Annotated in this window: 23 protein-coding genes; 12 read left to right on the forward strand and 11 right to left on the reverse strand. The window is 62.9% G+C overall.

The window, feature by feature from the left end:
- Positions 1-9 precede the first annotated feature (9 nt).
- From ACIA8C_RS23940 to ACIA8C_RS23950, 3 genes are all read right to left on the reverse strand, one after another.
- Positions 10-696: a DUF2461 domain-containing protein gene (locus tag ACIA8C_RS23940; RefSeq protein WP_397138237.1), complete on the reverse strand. Its 687-nt coding sequence runs from the start codon at positions 694-696 to the stop codon at positions 10-12.
- The gene (locus tag ACIA8C_RS23945) at positions 693-1,061 is read right to left on the reverse strand and encodes a TfoX/Sxy family protein (protein WP_397138239.1); all 369 of its coding nucleotides are present in this window, start codon (positions 1,059-1,061) and stop codon (positions 693-695) included. The genes ACIA8C_RS23940 and ACIA8C_RS23945 overlap by 4 nt, the downstream gene beginning before the upstream one ends.
- 107 nt (positions 1,062-1,168) lie before the next feature.
- On the reverse strand, positions 1,169-1,537 hold the full coding sequence (locus ACIA8C_RS23950) for a nuclear transport factor 2 family protein (protein ID WP_397138240.1): 369 nt from the start codon (positions 1,535-1,537) through the stop codon (positions 1,169-1,171).
- A 285-nt stretch (positions 1,538-1,822) separates the two neighbouring features.
- On the opposite strand from ACIA8C_RS23950, the gene ACIA8C_RS23955 reads away from it, so the two are divergent.
- The 8 genes from ACIA8C_RS23955 to ACIA8C_RS23990 all read left to right on the forward strand — a co-directional run bounded on the left by ACIA8C_RS23955 (position 1,823) and on the right by ACIA8C_RS23990 (position 13,171).
- Entirely contained in the window at positions 1,823-2,191 is a 369-nt protein-coding gene (locus ACIA8C_RS23955; RefSeq protein WP_397138242.1) for a hypothetical protein, read from the forward strand.
- Positions 2,192-2,669: 478 nt separating this feature from the next.
- Entirely contained in the window at positions 2,670-4,250 is a 1,581-nt protein-coding gene (locus ACIA8C_RS23960) for a class I adenylate-forming enzyme family protein (RefSeq protein WP_397138244.1), read from the forward strand.
- 55 nt (positions 4,251-4,305) lie between these two features.
- Positions 4,306-5,595, forward strand: coding sequence for a 5-aminolevulinate synthase (gene hemA, locus ACIA8C_RS23965; RefSeq protein ID WP_397138246.1), 1,290 nt, complete (start codon positions 4,306-4,308; stop codon positions 5,593-5,595).
- Positions 5,592-7,160 (forward strand): AMP-binding protein, encoded by a 1,569-nt coding sequence (locus ACIA8C_RS23970; RefSeq protein ID WP_397138248.1) that lies wholly within the window; start codon positions 5,592-5,594, stop codon positions 7,158-7,160. Before hemA ends, ACIA8C_RS23970 begins: the two co-directional genes overlap by 4 nt.
- A gap of 725 nt (positions 7,161-7,885) precedes the next feature.
- Positions 7,886-10,900, forward strand: coding sequence for a tetratricopeptide repeat protein (locus ACIA8C_RS23975; protein ID WP_397138250.1), 3,015 nt, complete (start codon positions 7,886-7,888; stop codon positions 10,898-10,900).
- A gap of 228 nt (positions 10,901-11,128) precedes the next feature.
- A complete protein-coding gene (locus tag ACIA8C_RS23980) occupies positions 11,129-11,617 on the forward strand; it encodes a hypothetical protein (RefSeq protein ID WP_397138252.1) in 489 nt (162 codons plus the stop codon).
- Complete coding sequence (locus tag ACIA8C_RS23985; protein WP_397138254.1) at positions 11,614-12,534, forward strand: hypothetical protein; 921 nt, start codon at positions 11,614-11,616, stop codon at positions 12,532-12,534. Before ACIA8C_RS23980 ends, ACIA8C_RS23985 begins: the two co-directional genes overlap by 4 nt.
- A 10-nt stretch (positions 12,535-12,544) precedes the next feature.
- Complete coding sequence (locus ACIA8C_RS23990) at positions 12,545-13,171, forward strand: hypothetical protein (RefSeq protein ID WP_397138256.1); 627 nt, start codon at positions 12,545-12,547, stop codon at positions 13,169-13,171.
- A gap of 377 nt (positions 13,172-13,548) precedes the next feature.
- Here ACIA8C_RS23990 and ACIA8C_RS23995 read toward each other — a convergent pair whose 3' ends face one another.
- Together ACIA8C_RS23995 and ACIA8C_RS24000 are read right to left on the reverse strand one after the other, a co-directional pair.
- Entirely contained in the window at positions 13,549-14,460 is a 912-nt protein-coding gene (locus ACIA8C_RS23995; protein WP_397138258.1) for a DMT family transporter, read from the reverse strand.
- Positions 14,461-14,468: 8 nt separating this feature from the next.
- The gene (locus ACIA8C_RS24000) at positions 14,469-14,942 is read right to left on the reverse strand and encodes a nuclear transport factor 2 family protein (RefSeq protein ID WP_397138260.1); all 474 of its coding nucleotides are present in this window, start codon (positions 14,940-14,942) and stop codon (positions 14,469-14,471) included.
- A gap of 177 nt (positions 14,943-15,119) precedes the next feature.
- On the opposite strand from ACIA8C_RS24000, the gene ACIA8C_RS24005 reads away from it, so the two are divergent.
- The gene (locus ACIA8C_RS24005; RefSeq protein ID WP_397138262.1) at positions 15,120-15,623 is read left to right on the forward strand and encodes a VOC family protein; all 504 of its coding nucleotides are present in this window, start codon (positions 15,120-15,122) and stop codon (positions 15,621-15,623) included.
- A gap of 74 nt (positions 15,624-15,697) precedes the next feature.
- The gene (locus ACIA8C_RS24010; protein ID WP_397138264.1) at positions 15,698-16,318 is read left to right on the forward strand and encodes a TetR/AcrR family transcriptional regulator; all 621 of its coding nucleotides are present in this window, start codon (positions 15,698-15,700) and stop codon (positions 16,316-16,318) included.
- Positions 16,319-16,364: 46 nt separating this feature from the next.
- Here ACIA8C_RS24010 and ACIA8C_RS24015 read toward each other — a convergent pair whose 3' ends face one another.
- Positions 16,365-16,931: a VC0807 family protein gene (locus ACIA8C_RS24015; RefSeq protein WP_397138266.1), complete on the reverse strand. Its 567-nt coding sequence runs from the start codon at positions 16,929-16,931 to the stop codon at positions 16,365-16,367.
- Positions 16,904-17,059: a hypothetical protein gene (locus ACIA8C_RS24020; RefSeq protein ID WP_397138268.1), complete on the reverse strand. Its 156-nt coding sequence runs from the start codon at positions 17,057-17,059 to the stop codon at positions 16,904-16,906. Before ACIA8C_RS24020 ends, ACIA8C_RS24015 begins: the two co-directional genes overlap by 28 nt.
- Before the next feature lie 18 nt (positions 17,060-17,077).
- On the opposite strand from ACIA8C_RS24020, the gene ACIA8C_RS24025 reads away from it, so the two are divergent.
- On the forward strand, positions 17,078-17,980 hold the full coding sequence (locus tag ACIA8C_RS24025; protein ID WP_397138906.1) for an alpha/beta fold hydrolase: 903 nt from the start codon (positions 17,078-17,080) through the stop codon (positions 17,978-17,980).
- 342 nt (positions 17,981-18,322) lie between these two features.
- On the opposite strand, the gene ACIA8C_RS24030 is transcribed toward ACIA8C_RS24025, so the two are convergent.
- The 3 genes from ACIA8C_RS24030 to ACIA8C_RS24040 all read right to left on the reverse strand — a co-directional run bounded on the left by ACIA8C_RS24030 (position 18,323) and on the right by ACIA8C_RS24040 (position 22,002).
- Positions 18,323-18,796, reverse strand: a complete 474-nt coding sequence (locus tag ACIA8C_RS24030; RefSeq protein WP_397138270.1) for a hypothetical protein — start codon at positions 18,794-18,796, stop codon at positions 18,323-18,325.
- A gap of 415 nt (positions 18,797-19,211) precedes the next feature.
- On the reverse strand, positions 19,212-21,731 hold the full coding sequence (locus tag ACIA8C_RS24035; protein ID WP_397138272.1) for a hypothetical protein: 2,520 nt from the start codon (positions 21,729-21,731) through the stop codon (positions 19,212-19,214).
- A 13-nt stretch (positions 21,732-21,744) separates the two neighbouring features.
- The gene (locus ACIA8C_RS24040; protein WP_397138274.1) at positions 21,745-22,002 is read right to left on the reverse strand and encodes a hypothetical protein; all 258 of its coding nucleotides are present in this window, start codon (positions 22,000-22,002) and stop codon (positions 21,745-21,747) included.
- Positions 22,003-22,565: 563 nt separating this feature from the next.
- Between ACIA8C_RS24040 and ACIA8C_RS24045 the strand changes: the two genes are divergently transcribed.
- The gene (locus ACIA8C_RS24045; RefSeq protein WP_397138276.1) at positions 22,566-23,363 is read left to right on the forward strand and encodes an SAM-dependent methyltransferase; all 798 of its coding nucleotides are present in this window, start codon (positions 22,566-22,568) and stop codon (positions 23,361-23,363) included.
- Between the two features lie 110 nt (positions 23,364-23,473).
- On the opposite strand, the gene ACIA8C_RS24050 is transcribed toward ACIA8C_RS24045, so the two are convergent.
- Positions 23,474-25,093 carry a M4 family metallopeptidase gene (locus ACIA8C_RS24050; protein WP_397138278.1) on the reverse strand — a complete coding sequence of 540 codons (1,620 nt, stop codon included), beginning with the start codon at positions 25,091-25,093 and terminating at the stop codon, positions 23,474-23,476.
- Positions 25,094-25,181 lie beyond the last annotated feature (88 nt).

A 25,181-nucleotide genomic window follows, 5' to 3' on the forward strand; every position in this document is an offset into this window, starting at 1 on the left:
GCTCCCGCGTCAGCGCGCCGAGCCTGCCCGCTTTCGGGGTTGCGTGCCGGTTGGTCCTACGTGGGCGGCGATCCACTGTTCGAGCGGCTGCGCCGCACGCCAGATGTCACGAATCCGGTCCAGCGCCAGCGGCGTGTGCATCCAGTCCGACCTGCGGCATTCCGTGATGACAACCGCACCCTTCCAGCGCAGATATTCCGCGCGCGGATGGTCCTTCGGGTAGCCGCGCGGCACCATTTTCAGCGGTGGCTCCGCACCGCAGGTCACCGGCAGCGACCTGGCCGCCAGCTCGGTGGTCAGGTCCGCGAACCTGCGGCCACTCGAGTCGTCGTCTATCGACGCACGAAAGCGGACCAGCTGATCGGGCGCCATCGCCATGGCTCCACAGCCGGTCGCCAGTCCCGATGCCTGCACACGCAAGTAATAACTGGCGCCGCCACCGCCGGAATCGCTGACGCCCCCCACCCACAGTTTGTACGGTGATTTGTCCGTGCTGAAGCGCAAATCTCGATTGGGCCGAAACAGCCGCAGGGCGGGAAATTCATCGTCGAGTTCGGCGAACAGCGCCAGCATCGGCTCTCGGACGGACTTGTCCCATATCGACTTGTGAGCCGTCCAGTACTCCTTCGAATTATCTTTCTCCAGCCCCTCGAAGAAGGTGAAGAGTTGTGGCGGGAAACCGTCGAATGCGCTCATCGCCGCCCCCTGCGTTTAGCGGCGCCGCTTCGATTCGCCGCCTCTCTACCGTTGTAGTCGAGCGCGGTGTTGAGCCAAAAGTCGAACCCGTCATCGGTATCGATTGCCTCGCCCGACACCGCGACCCAGCTTTTGCCCATCGTCCGGCCGGTCCCCATCTCCGCTCGCCGCGCGCCCTCCAGTGCGAGCAGCTCGTCGGCTTGTTGGGGATCGACCCGGACCAACAGGCTGCCGTTACCCGCGCTGACAACCAGTTTGTCGTTGACCATGAACGCCAGACCACCGAACATCTTCACCTCACGAACCGCAGATTGCGTTGCCAACGCTTCCCGGATGCGGTCCGCCAGTTCCTTGTCGTGGGCCACAGGTCAACACCTCCCTCTCGTCGGCGGACCCGGCGCAGGCCGACCCGCTTTGTCGCTGACTGTGCTGCTCGGATGAACCTCTTCGATGCCGGGCGGCCCCGGGCCGGTCACCTACCTGACGGCGGGCCGAAAGAGGGACGATCGAAGACCAGGTCATTGGTGACGATCAGCCCGTCGCGAATCGTCATGTGTTCCGCGGCGGGCGCGGTGCTCGTCGCGGCCGTATGCGGGCAATAGAACAGGACGACATGGTCCTCGTCGCCGAACGCGGCGATATCGGTCAACCCGGTCAGCCTGGGAGCGAATCCGTTCAGGAAATTCTGGTAGGCGGCCTTGCCTCGGATTTCGTTACCTGGTGCATGGCAGACGACATCGTCGGCAACATGGGCCATGGCGCTGTCGACATCGCCGCTCGTCCAGGCCCGGTGGTACGTGAGCGCGATCTCGAGTGCGGTGGATTGGGATGTGGTAGCCATTCGCTCTCCTCACGAGAATTCGGGTATGTGGTCGCTGACAACACGCGACCGCGATGGTCTCGACGGGCAATACTATAATATGTGCAGTGCACACTACATCTATTGTAGTTCAACCGCAAGAGCGCCGTGGAGAATCGGAATGACCGTCGCAGCTGTTCGGGAGCTGCACCGACACGTTAGAACTAGATCGACTGCGACACGCCGCCCCCGAGAAACTGACGGACCGCGTATGCGGCGACCCGGCTGTATTAAGAAGCAGGCAAGATCCCGACCGCCGCGGCGGTCGTGGCAACGAGCCTGCCGAAACAGGCGCTCGACCTCGGCGATGTCGGTCCAACACCTGGCCTCGGCCTCGAAGTGGTAGAAGCAGGAACCGGTACGCCGGATGAACGTGGACGGCGATCGTGGGCCGAGCTCGGGTTCCAGCATGCGGCGCGGACTGTGCATCGCGACGGGGGAGTTCCCGGCTGCCCGCTCCGGATCATCGCCAGCGGCCTGCCCTGGTTCAGCAGAAAAATCTCGAGCAGCATGAGCGGCTTCTCGCGTCGTTTGGTACAGACACGAGCCGACAACTGCCACGGAAAGCGCGGAACGGGCCGGATAGGTATGCCCGGAAATCCGGATATCGAAGCGGCGGTATTTCGTGTTTGGTAAGCACCCCGACGATGCATGATCGGAATTCACAATCTCACTCCCCATAAAACTGCATGCTGATACCCCGCTCGCCGGGATTCAGCAGAAACCACTCGGAACGGTCCGAACAGCCGGGCCTGGTATCGGGGCTCCCGCGCCGCGCCGGACCACCCGGATCGGGTTAACGGTTATTGACATCGGACACCTGCGCATGATTTCTCTCCTCGCGATCGTGCGAGTGAGCACAACGAGCCGTCACGTGTCGTGATAACCCGCACGCACCCGCGAGGCACTCCCGCCGACCTGGATACGCCGAAAGTACACCACGGGAGTCGGACAGCCTGGCCCAAGGTTCCGGGGCATAAAGCAGCAGTTCAGGTCGACCGACTACTTGCACGCCGAGTAAGTCGGTCGTAATACACCCGCGTCAGGGTCGAACCCATCGACCGGGGGAGAAAATGCCCGGTCCGAATAGATGGCGAAGTGGAAGGAAGGCCCCATGAGCAGGCCCGAGCATTGGTGGAGTACAAGTCAGGGCTATGTATCGGAGATCCTCTCACTCCTCGCAGCCGCGCCGGATCGCAATTTCGTTTATTGGCGTGGCCGATCCTTCTCTGGCGGTGATCTGGTCCGGTCCGTGACCGAAACGTTCCGTGCACTACATGATGCCGGAGTCGGTAAGGGGGATGTAGTAGCAATTCTGGTCGCACCCAACAGCCCTGAGATGCTCACCGTGCGGTATGCGACACATCTACTCGGTGGTGCGGTGTGCTATTTGCGAACCATCAATCCCGGTACCAAGGCAACGGTCCTTCCACTGGAGCACCAGATCCAAATATTGCGCGGCACAGACGCTGTGTCCGTATATACCGACGCCGAGAATTTGGAGCGCGCGACAGACCTCGCTGGCGGTAGCGGGGTTCCGGTGGTGCGACTTCGAAACGGGGGACGTAGCAAGGTGGTCCGGGCCGATGTCGCTGATTTCCCTGGGGTCGTACCGTGGAATCCTGATGCGTTAGCCATGGTCAGCTTCACGAGTGGCAGCACGGGACGGCCTAAAGGCATCCGCTTGGCGGGCCGCGCGTGGGATGCCGCTGTGCGTGTATGGATGAGACTCGGGCGTGAATCCGACTGTGCGTCGGTCCTGCTGTCCACTCCGCTGAGTCACGGCGTTGCTTCGATGGCGGACGCGGTCTTCCTGTTGGGTGGAACGGTCTATCTCCATGAGAACTTCGATGTCGAAAAATTCGTGCACGCCATCGCCGCGGCGGAGGATATCTCCTGGACATTCATGGCGACCACGCACGTATTCCAACTCATCGACCATCTGTCTGAGCGGGGAATCTGCAACAGTGACGATTTGGAAGCTGCAGGCTTGTCTTCGCTGAAGCGTATTGTCTACGGCGGCAGCTCTGCGGCGCCCGCCAGAATTGCGCAGGCCTTTCGGCTTTTCAGTACTGCTTTGTGTTATGGGTACGGCACGAGCGAGAGCGGTCAAATCACCAACCTGACCCCTCTGGAGCACGGCAACCCGGAGTTGTCGGCCACTGTCGGGAGGCCCCTGCCCGAGGTGGACGTCGTTATCTGCAGCTTGGATTCGGGCGCGCAATTAGCGGCAGGGGAAATCGGCGAGGTCCGCGTCCGCTCTCCTCAGTTGATGGACGGTTATAACGGAAGCCAGGAATTGACTGCGCAAACTCTTCGCGACGGCTGGTATCACACCGGAGATATCGGCTTCCTCGACGAGCGAGGTTATTTGACTCTATCGGGTCGCGTGGCCGACGTCATCAAGGTCGACGGCGTCAAGGTTCACCCACTGGTGGTCGAGGCGGAAATTACCTCCTGTCCGGGTGTCCGGAATGCCGCAGTATACGGCGTACGAGACGAGGATGGTAGCGAGCATATCCATGCCGCAATCGAGTGCGATCCGGCAGATGTTGTAGTGGCAGATATTCGCATGAGAATTGCTGAGAGGCTGACCGAGATTCACATGCCGGAAAAGATAAGTATCCTGAAAATCTTGCCGTTGAACAGCAACGGCAAGGTCGACAAAGTAGCCCTGCGGTCGAAGTATTTGTAGCATCTGTCATTACATTCATATGTCAATCAAACCTCCACCTCGAGAAGGTAAGTAAATGAACGTTCATCTGGCATCATATCTGAATGGTGACACGGCGAAGGATCTTGCTAAAAGCAAGCGTACGTTCTATGAGATCAGCCGAAGTTCCGGCCGTTTCCCCATGGCCACAGTACGGCACGATGGAGTCGACTCGGAAGTCAGCGTCTGGTGCAGCAACGACTACCTTGGGATGGGGCAGAATCGCCAGGTGGTCGCGGCTACTCATGCTGTGGTTGATATCCACGGTGTAGGCTCCGGAGGTTCCAGGAATATAGGTGGAACCAACCGCTATCACGTACTTCTGGAAAGTGAACTGGCGGATCTGCACGGCAAAGAAGCCGCGCTTCTTTTCGTGTCGGGATACACGGCCAACGAAGGCGCACTTTCCGTATTGGCGGGGACGCCGAAAGGTACCGAGGTATTTTCTGATGCGAAGAACCACGCCTCGATCATCGACGGTCTCCGGCACAGCGGTGCGAAGAAGCACGTCTTTCGGCACAACGACCTCGCGCACCTGGAAGAATTGATCGCGGCCGCGCCCGCCGACTGTCCGAAGCTTATCGTCGTGGAAACGGTGTATTCGATGTCGGGTGACGTTGCGCCGCTCGCCGAGATTGCCGATATTGCGGACAAGTATGGCGCCACGACCTTCATCGACGAGGTCCACGCGGTCGGCATGTACGGCCCGCAGGGCGCCGGTATTGCCGCGCGGGAAGGCATCGCCGATCGGTTCACGGTCGTGATGGGTACCCTGGCAAAGGGTTTCGGAACGGTCGGCGGCTACATCGCGGGACCGGCGGCCCTCGTGGACGCGGTCCGTACCTATGCGCGCTCGTTCGTCTTCACCACTTCGCTGCCGCCGGCAGTCGCGGCCAGTGCCCTGGCGTCGGTTCAGTACTTGCGGTCCAGCGATGTCGAGCGAAAGATTCTCTCGGAGAATGCGCGGCTGCTGCACAGCCTTCTGGCCAAAGCGAACATCCCGTTCATTTCGTCGGACTCCCATATCATTTCGGCCCTCGTCGGTGATGACGATATATGTAAGCGGGCTTCTCGGCTGCTGCTCGATCGGCATGGGATCTACGTTCAGGCTATCAATTCTCCCAGCGTGCCCGAGGGTGAGGAGGTCCTGCGGATCGCTCCGTCCGCAGTGCACGATCAGAATGATATCGAGGCCTTCGCCCACGCTCTTCACGGAATCTGGAAGGAACTGAACATCCCGACCGCGAGTGCCAGAGACGGGTTCACGTCCGGGCTCCGCGGTGGCGGCGATCGCACCGCCGTGCAGGACGGACTTCTGGCGCAATGACCATGTCAGTCGCCGGCGTGCTGGCCGACACGGCGGCGCGGCGGCCCAACCACTCTGCCCTGATCTACGAGTCGGAGCATTTCACCTACGGGTGGCTGTGGGACCAGGCGCGCCGCTATGCCGCAGTATTGCGCGCCAACGGAGTACGGCCCGGCGACCGAGTCGCTATGCTCCTGGTCGACAACCCTCAGTTTCCCGTCGTGTACTTCGGCGCGCTGGCGGCCGGGGCTGTCGTGATCCCGCTGAACGTCATGTCGACCGCGTCCGAGATATATCAAGTATTGACAGACGCTGACGTTCATTTCTTGGTGTGCGCTACCTCATTGGTCACCCAGGCGAGAGAGGCGGCGGAGCCGGTCGGCACGGTGCTACTCACCGTCGGCCAGGGCCCCGCGGGCACTATCGACCTGGCAGATGCGGCACAGGGTGCAGCGCCGATCGACGATTTCGCAGTGCGGAAACCCGACGATGTCGCGGTCCTGTTCTACACGTCCGGTACGACGGGCAAGCCGAAAGGGGTGATGCTCACCCACCGAAATATTTTGTACAACGTCGAGAAGATGGTGACTACTCCGTACGCGTTCCGGAGTGACGACGTATTGCTCGGGTGTTTGCCGCTAGCGCCCAGCTTCGGTCAGATTTGCGTCATGCTGACTGGCTTCCGCGCTGGTATATCCATTGTCATGATGCCGAGGTTCTCCGGGCGGGATGCGCTCGCGCTGATGACGAAACACCGATGCACGGTGTTCATGGGCGTGCCGACAATGTATTTCAAGTTGCTCGATGCGGTGGCCGACGGAGAACAGGTTCCTCGGCTTGACCGCATGTACAGCGGGGGATCGGCGCTTCCGGCCAAGACCCTCGACGAGGTCCGAAGCGCGTTCGGATGTCCTGTGTACGAGGGGTACGGGTTGACCGAGACCTCTTGTAGCGTTGCATATCACTATCCCGGCCTGCCCTTTCGATCCGGAACAGTCGGTGTTCCGATCAATGACATCACTGTCGGTATAGCTCGGCCGAATGGGGACGGAATCGATCTCCTGCCTGTCGGCGAGGTGGGCGAGATCGTGGTGTGCGGTCCGACCGTCATGGCCGGATATTTCGGTTGCCCGGATATCACTGCTGATGTTTTGATCGATGGATGGTTCCTTACCGGTGACCTCGGCAAACTGGATGGTGACGGCTATCTCTCGGTCGTGGGCAGGAAGAAGGACTTGATTCTGCGCGGCGGCTATAACGTCTATCCACGCGAAATCGAGGAAATCCTCGTCGGGCATCCGGCCGTAGCGCAGGTTGCGGTTATCGGTGTTCCGCACCGCGTGCTCGGCGAGGATGTCTGGGCGATCGTTGTGCCTGTCCGGCCGGAGGACGTTACCTCTGGTTCGGATGAAGAGATCATTCAATGGGGAAAAAAGCGGCTAGCCGAATACAAATACCCCCGCCGGGTCGAGTTTGCTGATGCTCTCCCGATCGGCCCCAGCGGAAAAGTTCTCAAGCGGATGCTCGTGTCGAAATACGCGCCGGCCGTCAGTTCTCGAGCTGTAGATTCAAGAAGGCATCAATGAATGGCACGACCGTATCCAAGTCAACGATAACGGATGGATTGGCATCGAGTACCGCGGGCTGACCGCGGAAGCATTTACCGATTCGGCCATTCTCTCCGAAACCCGAGACGCCCTGGAGACTACGACGCACCTAGTGGTGCTCGGCGCTCGATGATGCCGAACCAGACCTCGACCAAGTTCATCCAGCAGGCCGATGTAGGGGTGAAATGTACTCGGATGCTACGTCTCTCCGGCATCGATAGTCGTTCCGGCATTCTGCGGCGCTCCATTGCCGTCGCTCGGGGTCGCCCATTCATTACTGACGTTCATTGGGCATTCGCCAAGATCAGAAGTTTCTTTTGCTCTTTCTGTGCTCACCACGCTAGCAGTTGGCGCGGGCCTGGTATTGGGAAATACAATAGCAACCGGCGGGGCGCGTCATATGGTCTGCATGCGGACTCGTGTTCGCTCGGCGAGCCTCGACACCGAGCCCTGACAGGGGTGCCACAAAGGGCGACGGGCAGTCGGATTTGTAATCGGGCAGCTGACCCAGGGCTCCCCTCCGGGCCCTGGCTCGCTGCTCCTTGCAAAACAGTCGGTCTCTTTTCAGCGCCATTTCGGCTGCAGGTTATTTCTCCTTGGAAAGGTTCCGACGACCATAACACTGCTAGACTTTGCTGAAGCAATGCTGAAATTCTGCGTGAATCGCCTGGTCAGGCCGCTGCTCATGGCTGGCGGTGACGCTGGTGACAAGGAGAGTGGTGGGGGTCGACTTCCGCCTGCTAGGTGGTATCGAGGCATTTCGCGATGGTGAACCGATTGATGTCGGGCATGCTCGGCAGCAGTGCGTACTGACGGCTTTGCTGGTCGATGCCAACACGTTGGTGACCGTCGATCAACTCATAGATCGGATCTGGGGCGAGCACGCCTCACCCCGGGCGTCCGGAACGCTACACACCTACATCGCCCGGCTGCGTCGATGCCTCGCACCCACCGAGATCCTGCACCGCTCCGGCGCCTACCGGCTTTGCGTGGATGCGGCGGCGGTAGACCTGCATCGATTCCGTCACCTGATCGCTCGCGCCCACGCCAGCGACGACCAGAAGGCACTGGACCTCTTCGCCGAGGCACTCGGATTGTGGCGCGGTGAAGCCTTTGGTTCTTTGGATACGCCCTGGGTCAACGGAATTCGCGCGACGTTGGCGATCGAGCGTTCGGCTGCCGAACTCGATTACATCGACCAGCAGTTACACTCGGGCCGGCACACCCACCTGTTGGCCGACCTGACCGCGCGAACCGCCCAGAAACCGCTTGACGAACGGGTTGCCGGCCAGTTGATGCTGGCGTTGTATCGCAGCGGACGGCAAGCCGACGCGCTGCAGCACTACCGGCAGATCCGTCGTTGTCTGGCGGAGGAGCTCGGTACCGACCCCGGCCCGGCCCTACAGCGGTTACACCGGCAAATCCTTTCTGCTGATTCGGAATTGGCGATCCCCGTCAGGTCGGCGCATGCTCGTGCGGTTTCCGAGGCGGCCGAGCCGCGGCAGTTGCCTGCCATGCCTCGGTTGTTCGCAGGCCGAGAGCGCGAACTGGCCGCCCTCACCGAGACCATGGCCGACCACCCCGGCACGGCGGTGATCTCAGCGATCGGCGGTGCCGGCGGGATCGGCAAGACCTGGCTCGCGTTGTACTGGGCGCACCGGAATACGCATCGGTTTCCCGATGGCCAACTGTTCGTGAACCTGCGTGGTTTCGATCCGACGAGCTCTCCGATGGAACCGACGACCGCGGTTCGCGGTTTCCTGGACGCGCTCGGCGTCGAGCCTGGCAAGATCCCTCAGGATCTCGACGGCCGAACTGCGCTGTACCGCAGCCTGATTGCTGACAAACGCATGGTCGTCCTGCTGGACAATGCGATCGACACCGCGCAGGTCACGCCGCTGCTGCCCGGTAGCTCCGAGAGCACGGTGATTATCACCAGCCGCAATGCCATGCCCGCCCTGATCGCCGGTTACGGTGCCCGTCCAGTCGTGCTGGATGTCCTCGCCGACCCCCAGGCGAATCAACTGCTGACCCACCACCTCGGCCGCGACCGGCTGGCCGCGGAACCCGATGCCGTGACCGATCTGCTCCGCCACTGCGCGGGACTCCCACTCGCACTTGGCATCACGGCCGCCCGCGCCGCGAGCCACCCCACCATGCTCCTGGCAGATCTCGCCGCCGAAGTCCGGGAGGCCGTCACCCGGCTGGACGCCCTGGACAGTGGTGAACTCCCCGTCGGACTGCGCGCGGTGTTCTCCTGGTCCTACCGTGCCCTTCCACCAGATGCGGCCCGCGCTTTCGGACTCCTCGGTCTTGCCCCCGGGGCGGACATCGGTCTGGCTGCCGCCGCGAACCTCACCGGCCTGCGCCAACAACAGGCGCGCACGCTGTTGCGGCAACTCGAAACCGCCTCTCTCCTTTACGAACCGGAGCCGGGACGCTATCGCATGCATGACCTGCTGCGCCTATATGCCACCGAACAAGCACACTCCGAACAATCCGCGGCAGTGCGGCACGCGGCGCTGCGCCGGCTGGTCGAGTTCTATCTCCACACCGCCCATGCCGCCAACCAGTCGATGGATCCGAGACAGCCACCGATCCAGCTCGTCAGGCCGGCCGACTGCATGATCCACGTTCCGGAATCCGAGGCCGCCGCACTGGCTTGGTTGGAAACGGAGCGGGCCAATCTGCTCGCCGTAGCTTCGTACGCGGCCGACCACGGTTTAGCCACCCACGCGGGCCAGCTGTCCCCCATCTTGTGGCGTTTCCTGGATACTCGCGGTCATCACGACAGTGCCTTGACCCTGCATACCCGCGCCCTCGCCGCCGACCGCGTCACCGGAAACCACGCCCTCGCGGGCCATACGCTGATCGTCCTCGGACTGCTGCACTGGCGATCCGGTCGCTACGAACAGGCCTTCGAGGCCTACCAGGAAGGTCTGAGCTTGTGCCGTGCCGAGGGGCTGCGCCGGCTCGAAGGCCACGCGCTACATGGGTGCGGACTGACCGGCGTACTGCTCGGGCGTTTCTCGCAAGCTCTCGGCCACTTCCAGCAGGCGCTGGAAGTGGCAGACGAGATCGGCGTCGGCGAACTCGAAGCAGACGCCCGACATGGCCTTGCGATGATCCATCGGCGGCAGGGACGGTACGAGGCGGCCTTGGATCAACTCCGCCGAGCGGAACTGCTGGCCCGCGACGCCGGCATCAGCGATCTGTATGGGCGGGTGATTCACGCCATCGGCACCGTATACGAACAACAGGGACGATTCGACGAGGCCCTTCCGCATCTGCGTACGGCGCTGGAGATCGCTCACGGCGGCGCCCGCCATCTCGAGTGCTACGCGCTATGCGGGCTCGGGGCGACGTATCGAGGAATGGGACGCTTCGAGGAGGCAGGCATTCACCTCCATGAGGCGTTGGACATCGCCCGCGAGACCGGCAGCCGCCACAACGAAGCCGAAGCCTTGATAGGCCTGGGCCAACTGGCTCTCGCCACCGGTGAACCGGAACACGCCATCCCTCATTACCGCGATGCCCTCACCCTCGCCGACCGAGCCGGAGCCCGCGACCAGCAAGCCCATGCCCACAACGGCATCGCCGACGCCGCTCGCGTCCTGGGAGACCACCCCGCCGTCCGTCATCATCGTCAGCAGGCGCGCAGGATATTTACCGATCTCGGTGTCCCCGAGGCGGCCGAAAGACGGATCGGCGCTACTTGATTGGGGACATAGCCCCTATCCTGCGGGCACCTTCCCCTCATCCAGCTCGACATCGCGATCTCCGCACCATTGCCTCGTGTCGAGCGGCCGTTGTTGTGACGGCGCAAGTCGACGCCCGGCACTAACTTTCGTCGACCGCGCCGCCGCTCGGCGGAGAGCTCCTGACCAGGCGATTCAAGTGAAGTTTTAGAATCTTTTGCAAGGGGCCGAGTAGTCTGTGTTCATCAAATGTTCGGGAAAAAGACTGCCGAGTCCTGTTCCGATTCGATTCGGATCGGCCTGGCCGACTGGACGAATAATCGAGGTCTCGACCGACGAGGCCGAATAAGGGGAGAGGGTGGGGACGTGGTCCATCGAGGTCAGCGGTTCGGTGTTGATCTGTACGAATTGGAGAAAGTAGCGAAAGCGGATTTCCCGACGATTTCCGGAGACTACAGCGCGGCGATCGGCGGCTGTGACCGAGTCCGGGGCGAGATAGCGCAAGTGATGCGGCGGCCAGAGCAATTCGGTGGTGACTCGCTCGGGCCGGTGTACCGGGCCTATCTCGATCTGCACGACACCATAGCGGGATTTCTGAAGGAAACCAGAGTAAATCTGGACGATACCGCAGTGGCGCTGGACAAGGCAGCGCGGTATTTCGCGGGAACCGATAGGGAGGCGGCTGCCGAGATGAACCGTCGCGTGCACGACGACCCAGAGACGGGCAGTCGGCCATGACTTTCGAGCAGCTCATGCAACATGCACACGACATCAAAGAGAAGGCTGCCGATCTGGCGTGGCGGGAGTACTCCGGCAAGCATGCGACGGCAGGCGGGGGCAACGTCTCTCGGGAGCCGTTCAGACAGGCCTGTGCATTCGTCGAACCATTGTTCGAGCCGTTTTCCAAGATGCCCGATCCGGCGAAATATGACCCCCTGATCGCCGACCTGACCGCAGCTATGCAAAAGGTGATGACTCAATCAACCCCGATCACCAAACTAAGCCAGGATGTGGCATTCGCCGGGACGCACCTGGACAAAATAACGACCGACAGCGGCTATCTACAAGACTGGACGGGTGAGGCCGCGATGAAATTCAAGGCCAACTTCCTCGACACCTTCAAAACGATCTCCGGAAACCAGTTCACGGCACTGTCGACCATGAAAGGTGTCCTTCAGGCTCACCAGGAGATGTGGAGCAAAGCGCGCACAGACATCGACAAGATCGCGGAGACGACGATACACGCGCTGGACAACGCCTGGAGCTGCGGTAAGAATCAGTGGACGTTCGAGTTCTCCGTGCTTTCCGCGGTAGGCACGGTCGCTTCAGCGATTATCACCATCGCGACCGGAGGTGCTACGGCACCGATCGTTGCGATCGGCGCGGCCGCATCCCTGGGTAGTGCGGGCGTCGCCGCTAGCAATTCAGGATCGGGGACCACAGCCGACTCGATCATCACATCGATGAAGCAGGCTGTCGGCGACCTTACCAACCACATTCATGAGGTAGAGACGCAGCAGATGGCCGACAAGGTGCAGGTGCTGATCGGGGCGGTGAAGGGGCGGAAAGACCTACTCGCCTCCGCTCGTCCGCAGCTGGCGGGGATGGGCGATCGCGACCTCACCGGCAACAACGGTATGGGACGCCCGGGGTAGGAGAAGGACTATGCAGGATTTGGCCGAAAGACTGGACAATATTCGGATACGTGTGCGTGCGCCAGGGACGGAAGTCGAAGCCGAATTTACTCGGCGGACCGATTTTGCACTGTTTTTCGAGGAAGGCGCTTATGCCTTTGTCGATGAAGCGATACTGGAGCGGACGCTGACCAGTATTGCGAAGCTGCTGTGGGTCCAGTGGCAGCGGCAGTACCGTCGGGCGATCGAGGACACTGACCTGATCATCGATGCCGTTGATTCGGCAGATATAAACTTCTTCGCCGAACGAGACGAAATCGAGGCGGTCGGCGTATCGAGCGATCATCGAATCACTATCTCCACCACCGGCTTGCGGGATTTCTCGGTTCACATCAAGCCCGGGACCGTGCGCGAGCTGACCGAAAGGCGGTTCAGCATCAGTGCGGCTGCAGCAGCCAAACGACTGCTCCAAGATTACCAAGAGAAAGTCGAGGAGGTTAAGCAGCGATATCAGAACTCCGCCGAACCCGGGCCCGACACGATATCCAGCCTTGCAAAAGCGCACTTGGCACGACTGGAAGTGGAACAACGACAGCAGACCTTATGCGACGACAACTGCGAACCTCGTTCGAAAGGATTCCATGAGCGAGCCTGGTGATCGGATGGCGACTCGATGGTCAGCGAAACCTCCTCGCGGGGAGTTTCTGGTCCAGGAGGTCCCAAGTCGGGTGTCGTGTGGAACGCCACCGGCGTCTCGACGTGACTGCAATCCGCGGAGGAACCGAAGCCACCATTCCCAGTCGGCGGACGCAGGATGACGGGTGCGAACTGGATCTCGGCCTCGCGTCCCGCCGCAAACACTACGTTCCTGGGATGTGCAGTGCGGTCCGCGGCCATCGGCGCCCGGCGGGCGCCTCCACATCCAGCGCCTGGAGGAAGACCGCCAGTGTCGGCCGTGTGGGCGCCGCATAGGCGCGATGACAATGGGCGAAGCTGGGGCGGCGTCCAGGTGAGGCGATTCGCCGGGCGCCACCCTTATGCGTGCCGTGCGGGGGATCGAGGGTGTGCCGCGACTTCGTAGCCGGCGATGAGAACGATGACGCATCCGATCAGTTGTATGGGCGAGGGTCGTTCATCGAGGATTGCCGCGCCGAGGAGTAGTGAGCCCACCGGTGTTACGAGCAGTACTGCCGCGCCGGCGGCGCTGGAGAGTTTCGGTGCGAAGATGGCGAACAGGAGCCATCCGAGCGCCTGTCCGGTGAGCGCGGTGAGGGCGAGCCAGCCCAGGGTGGCCCGGTCGACCTGAAGTGGTCCGGGGAAGGCGCGCGATGTGGCCGCTATCAAGGCGGTGATGGCGGGGATTGCTACTGATACGACGTAGGTCTGTCGGGTTCGGCGGGTTGCGCCTGCGCGACGTAGCAGGAACAGAAAGCCGGAGTAGCAGATTCCGGCCGCGATGGCATGTACAGCACCGATGATCGGTCGCGGACCGGTGGCTCCCTGCCCCACGATACCGCTGGCCGCTACCAAGCCGCCGATCATCGCGGGGAGGGCGAAAAGTAAACGCCGACTGGGACGTTCGCGGTCGACGAGATAGGCGATTAGCGGCACGACAACAACTTGCACATTGACGAGGACGGTGGACAAGCCCGCGCCAGCTTCAATGATCGCGGCACCCCACCACAGCATGTCCGCGGCGAAGAACATGCCGCACAGCACGGCTGAGCCCCAGTCGCGCAGCGTAAGCCAACCGTTGCGGCGGCCTTCCAGCGTCGCGAAGGCGGCCAGTACGGGTAACGCAAGGGCACTTCGATAGAACGTCGAAACTTCCGGCGGCGCCTTCGACAGTGCGATGAACACCGACGACGATGAGACGGCGAGAGCGCCGAAGGCCACTCCCACGATGACGAAGGGTGTTCCATCGTCGGTGGGTGAGTCGGTGGCCATGTCTTCGACTAGTTCTGGGCGGCGGGGGATCGGTGCGAGTATCGCGTGGGTATTTGTTGGTGCTCGGTCTCTTTGGACCAGAATATGGTGACTACCCACCAGCGCCCGTCTTTGTGTAGCAGTTGAATGCTGTTGATGCCGCGCACGAATGGCTCGCCGTCGGCGGACTCGCGGGACTCGTAAGTGCTCCATGCGTGCGCGATCGGTCCGAATCGCTCAGTGCGGCGGGCGATTTCGACTTCGTAGCAGGGCTGGGTCGATAGCTTCGGTGTGACGGCGGCGATGAAGGCGGCGCTGTCCAGTGCCTGTCCTGCGGTGTGGTTGTCGGCGACCGGCTCGGCGGGGATGAGGCGGGCGTCGGGTAGGAACAGGGCGCGTAGGCGGTCGAAATCGCGGCTGCCCGCCGGTCCGGAGACCGTGTCGTAGAGGGCGTCGATGATGCTGTCGACGGAGGCTGTGTCGGTCGGGGTTTGTACGGTCATGCTTGTCAATCCGATCGGTCGTCGAAGACTTTCTTGTTTTTATAGCACGCTTAAGCTAGTTTATATAGCATGTCTATGCCATTACCTGCGGATGGGGCATCCACTGCTGGGGCAGTGGTACCTATCCAGACCCTGCTTGCCCTTGCTATCCACCGAATGGGCTGTGAGCCCGGGAAGATGAGCGCCGCGCTGGCGGACGCGGCGTGCGTGCAGTCTGCTCGGGGGTGCTGGCGTGGGCAGCCCGGCGAAGCTGATCTGCGGTGCCTGTCCGGAGAAACTCCGCGGCAGACGGTATTTCCTGATGTGAAGTATCTGCGCCCTCGGGCGGCGCTCGAGTTCCTTTCCGTGGCATTCGGTTTCGAGGAACACTGTGTCGTAGCCGGTGCGGATGGCGAAGTCGAGCATGCGGAAATCCGGGCCGGCAACGACCTGATTTTCATCAGCCGAAGTCGCGACGGCGACCGGTACGGTATGCAGAGCCCGCTCGTGCTGGGCGGCACCAGCCACGGGGTGTGCATCTGGGTGCCGGACAGTGAGCTCGACGAACATCGGGCTCGGGCGCACGCCGCTGGCGCGACCATTCTGAATCCGATTCATGATGCCGCGGCCGGGGTGCGTGAGTATTGCTGCGCGGATCGCGAAGGTCAGGTCTGGACATTCAGCAGTTACACCGGCCAATAGCGGATTTCGAACAAGGTGGGTCGATTGCCACCGATCGCGCGATGTCACGGACCCGGGACGTAGGATCGCACCTCATGCCGAAGATCGTGGACGCAACCGAACGCAAGAAGGCGGTGGCGGATGCCGTTTTCCGAGTAGTGGCCCGGGAGGGCGTCGAGAACGCCACGCTGCGTCGTGTCGCCGAGGAAGCGGGTTTGGTCATCGGGTCGGTGCGCCACTACTTCGCCAGCCACCCCGAGTTGCTGACTTTCGCGCTGGCCGAACTCAACAGCCGCGTACTGGCGCGGGTGCAACGGCATCTAGCCGATCTGTCCGACGGCCGGACCGCTCGCACGGGCAGCTACGCTGCGGATATCCTCGCCGAAGTACTGCCGCTGGACGCCGCTCGACTCGAAGAGTCGTCGGTATGGCTCGCCTTCACCACCGCCGCGCGATCGCGGCCCGAGCTGGCAGAACTCGCCGGGCAGCCTGCGGCTGGGGTGCGCGCATTGAGTCGTCAGGTCTTGTCGGCGATGTCGGATGCGGGCGCCTTGCGGGCCAGCGTCGGCGACCTCGTCCTCGAAACCGACCGTCTCGCGGCACTGCTCGACGGGCTGTCCATCGCCGCGGTGGTCGATCCAGATCGCCGCGACCCCGAAACCATGCTTGCGATTCTGCGTCTGCATCTCGCGAGCTTGACTCGACAGCCACGTTAGCGCGAGGTGCTGCGTCGAAACGGACCCGATTGCCAGGCAACTCGGCTCAGCGTTGCCGGGTCGCCGGATCGGCCGACCGGACGCCGAGTCGATTCCGCGCTGGTAACTCCCGGTCGAGCCGGTATTTCCACTGCCGGTGTCCGGGGCGTCGGCGCAGCCCGATCGACCAGGCCGCGAGCAGTGCGATCAGGCCGAGCTGGACCGGCGAGGACAGCGCGACGACCATGTCCAGAGGCAGTACGTAGACCGCGACGATCCGGACGATCGCCTCGGCGAGCAGCGCTGTTCCCCACGTCGCCGACGCGATCATGTACATGCGCCGGAACCCGGGCTCGGTGTCCCACACCGCGTCCCAGCGGCGTCGTGATTCCGGGTCGGGAGCACGGAACCTCCGGGAGACGAGATACAGGACCGGTCGGCGGAACAATGTCGTGACGAGAAAGGTACCGCCGACGAAAATCGTCGTCACCGAATCCCTTGCGGCAAGCAAGCGGACATCGCCGACCGCGACGGCGGACAGCAGTCCGAGCAACAGGATGCCGATCATGAAGACCGCAAGGCCGTCGATCCGGCGATGCCGGACGACTACGTAGGCGAGCCGCGCGCTGGCCACGGCCGTGCCGCACAGAGGGAGCGGGTCTCATCCAGTCCGGCGAGGCGGAACGCGAAGTAGGGCAGCACGGTCAGCCCGATGTCCCAGAGGATGAAGCTGATCAGTAGCCGTCGCGTCGCATCGGTCATGCCGGTTCTCCATTGCTGATGACATTGTTGTCAACCCCGCCAATTGAATATAGCATGGATGTGCTATTAAAAGATGGGGGTGTGAACACCGCCAGGACCCGGCTGCTGAGGAGGCGATCGATGGATACCCGCACTGTAGTGTCAGCTACTGGCCGCCGCTTTACCGTCGACAGTTTCGGGAGCGGCTCAGGTTTTGTGGTGGTGCACGGAAGTGGTGTCACCGCAATGAATTACCGGCGCTTCGCGCGGCGCCTGGCCGACGGCATCTCCGTGCACCTCTACGATCGCGGCGGACGTGACGGTGCACCGGGTGTTGGGCTCGACGGGGACATCGCAGACCTCACCGCAGTACTGACTGCCACTGGCGCGCGCAAGGTATTCGGCCACAGTTATGGCGGGTTCGTCGCTCTCGAAGCAGCGCGCGCACTGTCGCTCGACGGCCTCGCGGTATATGACCCGGCATGCGCGGCGGGCGGACTATTTCCGACGGACTTCATCGAACCGATGGCCGAGGCGCTGGTCGCACACGACACCGCGCTGGCGATGACGCTGCTGAGCCGCGGACAGGGAGCCGCCGGTGCGCTTTCGCGACTTCCGATCGCTGCCCAGAAAGTCTTGGCGCGCATATTCTTCCGCACTCCGATCGGCAGGCAATTCGAACAACTGCTGCCTTCGGTGCTCGCCGAGGCCCGCGCCGCCGTCGCCAACACCGATGCCGCACGCTACACCGCCATCACCGCACCGACGATCCTCGCGGCCGGTGCTGCCAGTCCGCCCTACTTTCGCGCGATCTGTGACGCGATCGCCGTGGCGATACCAGGCTCGGCACGGGCCGACATCCCCCGCGCGACGCACAACGCCCCCATCGCCGCGGCCCGCGCCCTTACCTCTCAGGTGGACCGTTGGTTCCGCAGCGACTGACTGCCACGCACCTTGGCGTGGCCCGGTGAGATGGCGGCGGACTTGGGCCCGGACACGTTCTGCGAGTTCATCTTCGGCGCGCAGCTCGTTCTCGGACAGGACGTCGATCAAGGATCCTGGCGAGGTGGTGCTGACTCGTGGCTGAATCGAATCCTGCGGTCCGGTGAGTCGACTCGCCTCTGGCGTCACTTTGCCCTAGCGGGTTAGCGTGGCGAAACCATACACCCACCAAGCCCTCACCATCGGCTCGGTGGTACTGCCGGGCCGGTGCGTGCACGCCGGGGTTTGGTAGCGCCTGCTACACACCCTGCTCGACCAGCCCCAGTGCCGTTTGGTCATGTGTCATCGAGCCCGCAGTCGCGGGATGTCGTGGAATCCGCTCGGCGTCTCGACGTTGCGCCAGTTACGGATCCCGTCGACCTGACGGCCGACCGGTGGGGTGAAGTGGACCTCGGCTTGTCGGCCTGCGGCGACCACGATCGCCTTCTGCTCCTTCCCGCGCCATTCGGCCATCCACAATTTGTGGAAGATGATTACCGCGGGGTGGCTCAGGTCTTCGAGGGTGACCAGGACATCGTCGCCGGTGTACTCGCCCCACACCGCCCACCACATCGCGGCGGGTTGGCCTGCGATCGGACCCGCCGTACCGACGGCCATATCGTTGCGGCCAGACCAGGGGCGCCACGGCAGGTGGTCGGAAGCTATCCGAGGGCCACCGCCGCGGTAGGCGGGCGATCGAATCCGGAAATGCTCATCGTCTGCTCGCCATTGCACCTGCAAACCCGATACCGGGAGCACGAACTCCTCGTATTGCACTGAGCACTTCCTCCGGGTCGACGGTTGCCGGGCACGAATGCGCGGGTCCCACTTGGGCGGCTCGCGCCACCTGGTGGGCATGTCGATCTAGTACCCCGAACCGGCCGTTACGAAACCGTTATTCTGTGGCTTCGGTCCTAACACGTTGGCCCTCAGCTGTATACGTCATGTGACACCACTTACCGGGATACCTCGTCACCGCTTGCGACCCGAAGCTGTTGGTGAACTGTCACGAGTTACCGTGCGCTCTGCGGCCGATGACCAGCCTGCCTGTCGGCGGCTGGTCATCGGAGCGGGCAGGGTATTGAGGAAGGTGTTCAGAACTGCAGCTCGGCCAGCCGCCGCTGAGCGTCGGCTAGCTTCTGGCCGTAGGTCGCGTGTCGAGACGGCATCCCAGCACGGGCAGTAGGCCGCGTTACTTGGGAGGTGTCGGTGGGTTCTGGTCGGCATCGTCTGGGCACCAGTCGTCGGGTGGCTGTGTGCGGCTGGGGAATTCACCGCAATAGGCTTGGATCTTGGGGATCACGTTTCCGTTTTCGACGCGCAGCACGGAGATCTGCTTGTGTTTGGGCACATTCGGTCGCACGCTTCCGCCGTAGTCCAACGTTCCGGTTACGCCGTTCACGGTGCCGATCTTGGTGATCTCCCTGGACAGCTCGACCAAGCCGACCTCGTGGGAACCGTTGCGGCGCAGCTGTTCCACCGCCGCGATATACACCTGCATGGCGTCGTAGGTCAGTGCGGCGTGGCTGTCCAGGGAGCGCTCGTCCTCGTTCTCGAAGGGGAACAGGTTCGCGAGCTCGGCATAAAACGTCGGGGTCGCGCCTGGTTCGGAGTCGGTGAGCGGAGCCGGTGCGAAGGAGATGAAATAGTAAGGCACGTCAGCGGTTCGATGCCTGGCTGCGGTATCGGCTACATGCCTGGTCACGTCATCGTCGCCGATGATGACCGTGTTGTTGTTGCCGCCGCACCTCGACGCTCCGTCGAGGAAGGTGCCGAAGTCGGGTACGCCGCGGGCGGCGAAGAAGGCGGCACCGCTGCCGGAGCAGGTTTCGGCGCCCGCCGCGCCCGCGTCGCCGATCAGCCGGTCGCCAGGTTCGGGCCGCTGCGATTCCGTGCCTTGGTCTGCTGGAGTGAACGCTGTTGCCTGCACGGTGAACTTGAATTGCTTGAACCAATAGGTCGCGTCATCGCGCAGATTGGCGCTGTAGAGGTCGTTCGGGTCGCCGGAGTAGTAGATGCGGACCGTCTTCGGCATCGGCAGTTGAGCGGCGAAGCCCGCCGCGGTCGCTGCCTCGCTGCGATCCTGCGGTGCTACCTGAACGAACAGCGGAATCCAGTCGGCGAGATAGTCGAACGACAACGTCGTCGCGACCGTCGGGATGTGCGCGTCGTTGAGTTCGGCGACGGTGTTCTTGGTGGCCGCGTTGCTCAGGTTCAAGCCGATCACCCCGACAATGGTCGGGTCGTCGCGGGCGGCCTCGGTCACCTGCGCGGCAATCTCAGGACCGGAGTGCATATTGCGTCCTGCGTTGCCGATCAGGACACGCACGATCGGTGCGGTGGCGCCGGGGGCGTGGAGTTGGCGGTTCTGCGCGACGGCTAGACCTTCCAGGCTTTCGCGTTCGGCGGTCAACCCGGCGGCGGTGCCGCCCGCGGGCGCGGTGAGTGCCTCGAGATCGATCAGCGTGACGTAGGGGCGCTCGGGATGGTCGCGGTGCCGCTGCTCGGCTGTTTCATTCTGATCCCGAATCGTATTTTCCACCAACCTGATTCGGTCCTCGATGCGTTGGTCCCGGTCGGGCGGCTGGAACAGGTCGAACGAGCCGTCGGTCAGTCCGATGCATTCGTCGCCCGCGGTGTGCAGCGATGCGATGTCGGTACCGCAGTGTGCGCGAAGGAAATCCGCGCGGTTCTCGATGATCGTCGCGCCGACGGTAACGCCGACGCCGAGCATCGTCGCCACGACCAGCCCGCCCGCGACGGCGATCAGCCGCTTCCTGCGCCCGGACATGCCGGGCCGCAACGGTTTCAGCGGTCCGGCGCCGAGGTTCGGGAACAGCGGCTCGTCGGCGAGGTCTCGCCCGTTTTGTTCGGGCGTATGCACCTGTGGCTGCGGCGCGTGTTTTATCGGCTGCAGTCGTTTGATGATGAGGCGGCAGATCTGGCGCAGGCTCATCGGTCCGGGCTGCTGCGGATCACCGCTGCACAGCACGTCGAGCAGCGCCCTGCCGAACAGAGTGAAGGAATCTTGGCTGGCCAGTTGGGCGGGATCCTTGGAACTGGACGCGCGCAGCAACGCCACACCACCGGATCCGAAACCGTCCTCGCGCGCTACCTCCTGGTTGAGGGCCTCGTCGATCTCGGCGGTGGCGGCTTGGTACGCCTCGTCGAGCACCACCTCCTGCTCGACGACCTCTTCCACCTTCGCGTCCGCGACCTGTTGGACGTCGCTTTGGAAGTCGTTGACTGCGTGCGCCGCGAAACACGAGTCGAGGATGACGATGCGGGCGCTCTTGGGCGCGGTGTTCTTCAGCGTGCGAGACAACGCGGAGACCCGCAGGCTGGTCTCCACCGGCGCGGGCTCGTGGGTGTCGCGCAGCAGCAGGCAATAGAACCGCTGTACCTCGAAGAACGCGCCGTGCCCGATATAGGTGACAAGCACGAGCATGCCTCGACCGTGCCTGCTGCGCGTTCGCCGCATGTGCCCGTGCAGGAACGCCTCGATCCGATCGAAATGCTCGACCGCGGAGCAGTCGCTGTCGAACAGGTCGAGCACGTTGTCTTCGGCCAGCCGCAGGCCGGTCCCGCTGGTCAGATAGTCCTTGAGCCCCAACGCGGTTTTGCGGAAAGCCTTGGCGGGCGTGAACCGTTCCATTCGCGGCCAGCTGCTCGCCCCGCAGATGATCGCAACGGTTTTGTCCGTGTCGTGCACGCCGCTGTTCGTGTCACGCCCGATCGTCGCCGGCGAGGAACTGCTGCAGCATGCGCTCGTGCCTGGCCGTCAACGGTCCTGTCATGTCCACGCTTTCGCCGGTGTCGGTACGGCTCAGATGCACGGTCGCGTCGTAGCGGCGGGCCGCCCATCTGGACAGCTCGCGGATCAACAGCGCCGCGGTCGGCGAAGTCAACACGATCGTCAGAATCGTCCCCAGATCCTGGTGCAGCTCATTGTCGCGAGTCCGCGTGGTCGCGGCTTCCGGCACGGCTTCGCCGAGACTATCCGCTGAGATCAGCGCAGAGGTCGTCGGCGGTCGCGAGGTCCACACCGGGAAACGAACACGTCACCACAATCTCATCCATGACCGACCACCCCTGCCCTCCCGTTCACGCGTCGAGAATCAGTACTCGATAGCCCTCCACCCGTACTGCAATCTATACCCGACACCGTTCTCGAAGAACACAATTCGCCGAATAGGCAATCGGGGCCGGTGGCGACGTTACCGCGGTCGCCGGCCATCTCGGGAACGAAAGCCGGTCGACACCATACGGTCCCAGGTGTTGAGCGCGGGGTAGGCGACTCGATCAGGTGTTGCCTGCCCTCTCCCGCGCTATGCGGCCCGGCACCTGTGAGGACGGGCAACTCCTCGACGACAGCAACTGGCACACACCCGCTGCCGCGTCGTGGTGAGTGCGTAGTAACAGCGTTCGCGGCTTGTCCGATAGGTGAATCTTGTAGCGTCACAACACAGATCGGGACACTCCCGGTCACGCGACACGGTCTCTGCCCGGGTGCCGCTGTTTCACTTTCGCCGAGGAGTCCATGCTGATGGCTGATGATCGCACGCACGTGATCCGTACCGATATTCCGCATTCGGCACGGATCTGGAACTACTGGATGGGCGGTAAGGAGAACTACGACATCGACCGGGTCGTCGGTGACGCCAGTGCCCAGATTTATCCCGACATCACCACGATGGCCCAACAGTCACGTCAGTTCCTGATCCGCGCTGTGCGCTACGTCGCCCGCGAAGAGGGGCTGCGCCAGTTCCTCGATATCGGCACCGGCCTGCCGACCATGCAGAACACCCACGAGGTCGCCCAAGGCGCCGCCCCGGAGTCCAAGGTCGTCTACGTCGATAATGACCCCCTGGTGTTGACCCATGCCCGGGCCCTGCTGGTCAACACCACCCGCGAGGGTGTGACCACCTACATCGACGCCGACTTCACCGACCCCGACCGCATCATCGCCGACGCGAACAACATCTTGAACTTCGACAAGCCCGTCGCGGTGATGTTCATGGGCGTACTCGGTCACGTCGCGACCTACGATGACGCGCGCCGGATCGTGGCCACCGTGATGGATGCCGTCCCCTCGGGCAGCTACCTCATCTGCTACGACGGCACCACCGACGACCAAGGCTATGTGGATCTGTGCGAGGAATACACCAAAAGCGGGGGAGCGCCTTATCACCCCCGCACCCGTGCGGAGGTGGCCGGCTACTTCGACGGCCTCGAGATGGTCGAACCCGGTTTTGTCTCGATCTCCCGGTGGCGACCCGCCGACACCGAAGTCGGCGCCGTGCGAGAGATCGGCGCCTTCTGCGCGGTGGCCAGAAAACCCTGAAACGTGTTCCGGTCGGTGTGAGTGCCGCTGCGACAGCTACCCAAGTAATGGGCGGCCCACCGGGACCATACCGAGCCCGGTGAGCTGTCCGGTTGTATCGGTGGTTGGGGTTAGGTGCGGGTCGCCAGTTGCGGCAGCTTGGTCGCCTTGGTGGCATTGGCCACCTGGACGCAGTCGGCGGCCGTGGTGCCCGCGGTGTTGTTACGAACATTGGTGTTGCACGCGTTTTTCAGTGCGCTGGACAATGCGCCGTAATTGGAGTTGGACGACAGCAGGGTCTGCGTGGTCCAGTACAGCGCGGCGACCTTCTCGATGCCGAGCGCGGAGACGGTCACGCCATTGAGGGTGCCACCATCGACCATGATCGACGCGGTCCGGTTGCCTACGCCGCTGTTGGTGTGGACGCCGCCGCTGTCGCCGCTACCGGCATACCAGTACTGACCTTTGTAGGTATCGGGATTGCGGTACGCCTTCGGGTTCTGCATATCGCGGATCACACCCAAGGAACTGCAGGCGCCGAGCTTCCACCGGTTGGCCGCGGTGTTGCACGGATTGGCGGTATCGGTCAGAAAAACGAACTCGCCGAAGACATCCGACATGGACTCGTTGATCGCACCCGGCTCGCCGCGATAGACCAGACCGTTCGTGTTCTGCGTCACGCCGTGGGTGAGTTCATGTCCGGTGATGTCCTCGGTGGTCACACCCGAGCCGTAGGCCATGTAGCTGCCGGACCAGAAGGCGTTCTGGTACGGGCACTCATCGTAGGTGCACAGACGGACGGTGGCGCGCAACGCTTTTCCGTACCCATCACCGGTGTCGTCGCCGATCAGCTCGGTAAGGTTCGGTACCTGGGTGTATTTCGCGTAGAACCCTTCGGTGTTGCCTAGATAGTCGTAGACCTGGTCGACATCTTGCACACCTACGGGGGGATTGCCTTCGGTTCTGGTGGGTTGGATATCGGCGGTGCCACATTCGGCTTGGTCGGGGTCGATCTGCCTGCTCTCGTTGTCGCACACGACCCGGTTGAGGTGTTTGGTCTCGCTCCAACTGTCGAGCACCTTGGCGGTGTTGCCTGCGTCGACGAACACGACCCAGGTCGCGGGCTCACCCTTCTTTTCCGCGCTGGCACCGTTGATATCGACCTTGAAGGCTGGGACCGCCGCGCTCTGCGCCTGGTCCTTCGCGGCCAGCTTCGCGTCGTACCAGTAGGCCTTGGTTGCAGCGACTTTCAGCCGATCCGGCGCCGACTTGCTCTGTTCGGCGACCTTTTTCAGCGCGGTCGCCTGCACCGCGGCCGGCGGTGTTGTCGTGGCGAACTTGCCTTCCGACTTCTTCGACAACGAGCCGGTCACCGAGATGAGCGAGCCATCGGCGGCCAGCGACTCTGCCGCCGACGCGCCGAACACCGGCACCTTGTCGATCTCCTGACGCAACCGGACCGTGGATCCCGTACCGACCTGGAACACTGACTCCACGACCAGATTGCCTGCGGTAGAGCCATTTCCGCTGAGGGCCTTCTGAACGCCGGCCGCGTGCGCCTGCGCCGCGGCATGGGCTTCGGCGGGCGTTCCGGCCGGAACCGCGACCGGATCCTTGGGCACCACCTGCTGGACGGCACCCTGTTGATCGGTCGTCACCACCTTCGGCACGGCGGACAGGTCAGAACTCGACGGTGCGGAGGGACTGGCCGGAGGCTGGCCGCTGGCGCCAGGGCCGGACGCGAACACCATTGCCCCGACGGCAATTAACGCGAAGGCGGTATTTCGGCCCGCCCGTTTATGTGTAAGTATCATTACCAAGTAGAACCACATACCGGCG

The sequence above is a fragment of the Nocardia sp. NPDC051321 genome (assembly GCF_044455225.1).
GTDB lineage: Bacteria > Actinomycetota > Actinomycetes > Mycobacteriales > Mycobacteriaceae > Nocardia.

Bases quoted from the DNA above. Each gene is read 5' to 3' on its own strand.
- ACIA8C_RS23985 (WP_397138254.1), top strand. From the start codon at position 11,614: ATGACTTTCGAGCAGCTCATGCAACATGCACACGACATCAAAGAGAAG.
- ACIA8C_RS24020 (WP_397138268.1), bottom strand. From the start codon at position 17,059: ATGACCGATGCGACGCGACGGCTACTGATCAGCTTCATCCTCTGGGAC.
- ACIA8C_RS24000 (WP_397138260.1), bottom strand. From the start codon at position 14,942: ATGACCGTACAAACCCCGACCGACACAGCCTCCGTCGACAGCATCATC.
- hemA (WP_397138246.1), top strand. From the start codon at position 4,306: ATGAACGTTCATCTGGCATCATATCTGAATGGTGACACGGCGAAGGAT.
- ACIA8C_RS24025 (WP_397138906.1), top strand. From the start codon at position 17,078: ATGACATTGTTGTCAACCCCGCCAATTGAATATAGCATGGATGTGCTA.
- ACIA8C_RS24045 (WP_397138276.1), top strand. From the start codon at position 22,566: ATGGCTGATGATCGCACGCACGTGATCCGTACCGATATTCCGCATTCG.
- ACIA8C_RS23940 (WP_397138237.1), bottom strand. From the start codon at position 696: ATGAGCGCATTCGACGGTTTCCCGCCACAACTCTTCACCTTCTTCGAG.
- ACIA8C_RS23970 (WP_397138248.1), top strand. From the start codon at position 5,592: ATGACCATGTCAGTCGCCGGCGTGCTGGCCGACACGGCGGCGCGGCGG.
- ACIA8C_RS23950 (WP_397138240.1), bottom strand. From the start codon at position 1,537: ATGGCTACCACATCCCAATCCACCGCACTCGAGATCGCGCTCACGTAC.
- ACIA8C_RS24010 (WP_397138264.1), top strand. From the start codon at position 15,698: ATGCCGAAGATCGTGGACGCAACCGAACGCAAGAAGGCGGTGGCGGAT.
- ACIA8C_RS23960 (WP_397138244.1), top strand. From the start codon at position 2,670: ATGAGCAGGCCCGAGCATTGGTGGAGTACAAGTCAGGGCTATGTATCG.
- ACIA8C_RS24050 (WP_397138278.1), bottom strand. From the start codon at position 25,093: ATGGTGTTCGCGTCCGGCCCTGGCGCCAGCGGCCAGCCTCCGGCCAGT.
- ACIA8C_RS23980 (WP_397138252.1), top strand. From the start codon at position 11,129: ATGTTCGGGAAAAAGACTGCCGAGTCCTGTTCCGATTCGATTCGGATC.
- ACIA8C_RS23990 (WP_397138256.1), top strand. From the start codon at position 12,545: ATGCAGGATTTGGCCGAAAGACTGGACAATATTCGGATACGTGTGCGT.
- ACIA8C_RS23995 (WP_397138258.1), bottom strand. From the start codon at position 14,460: ATGGCCACCGACTCACCCACCGACGATGGAACACCCTTCGTCATCGTG.
- ACIA8C_RS24005 (WP_397138262.1), top strand. From the start codon at position 15,120: ATGAGCGCCGCGCTGGCGGACGCGGCGTGCGTGCAGTCTGCTCGGGGG.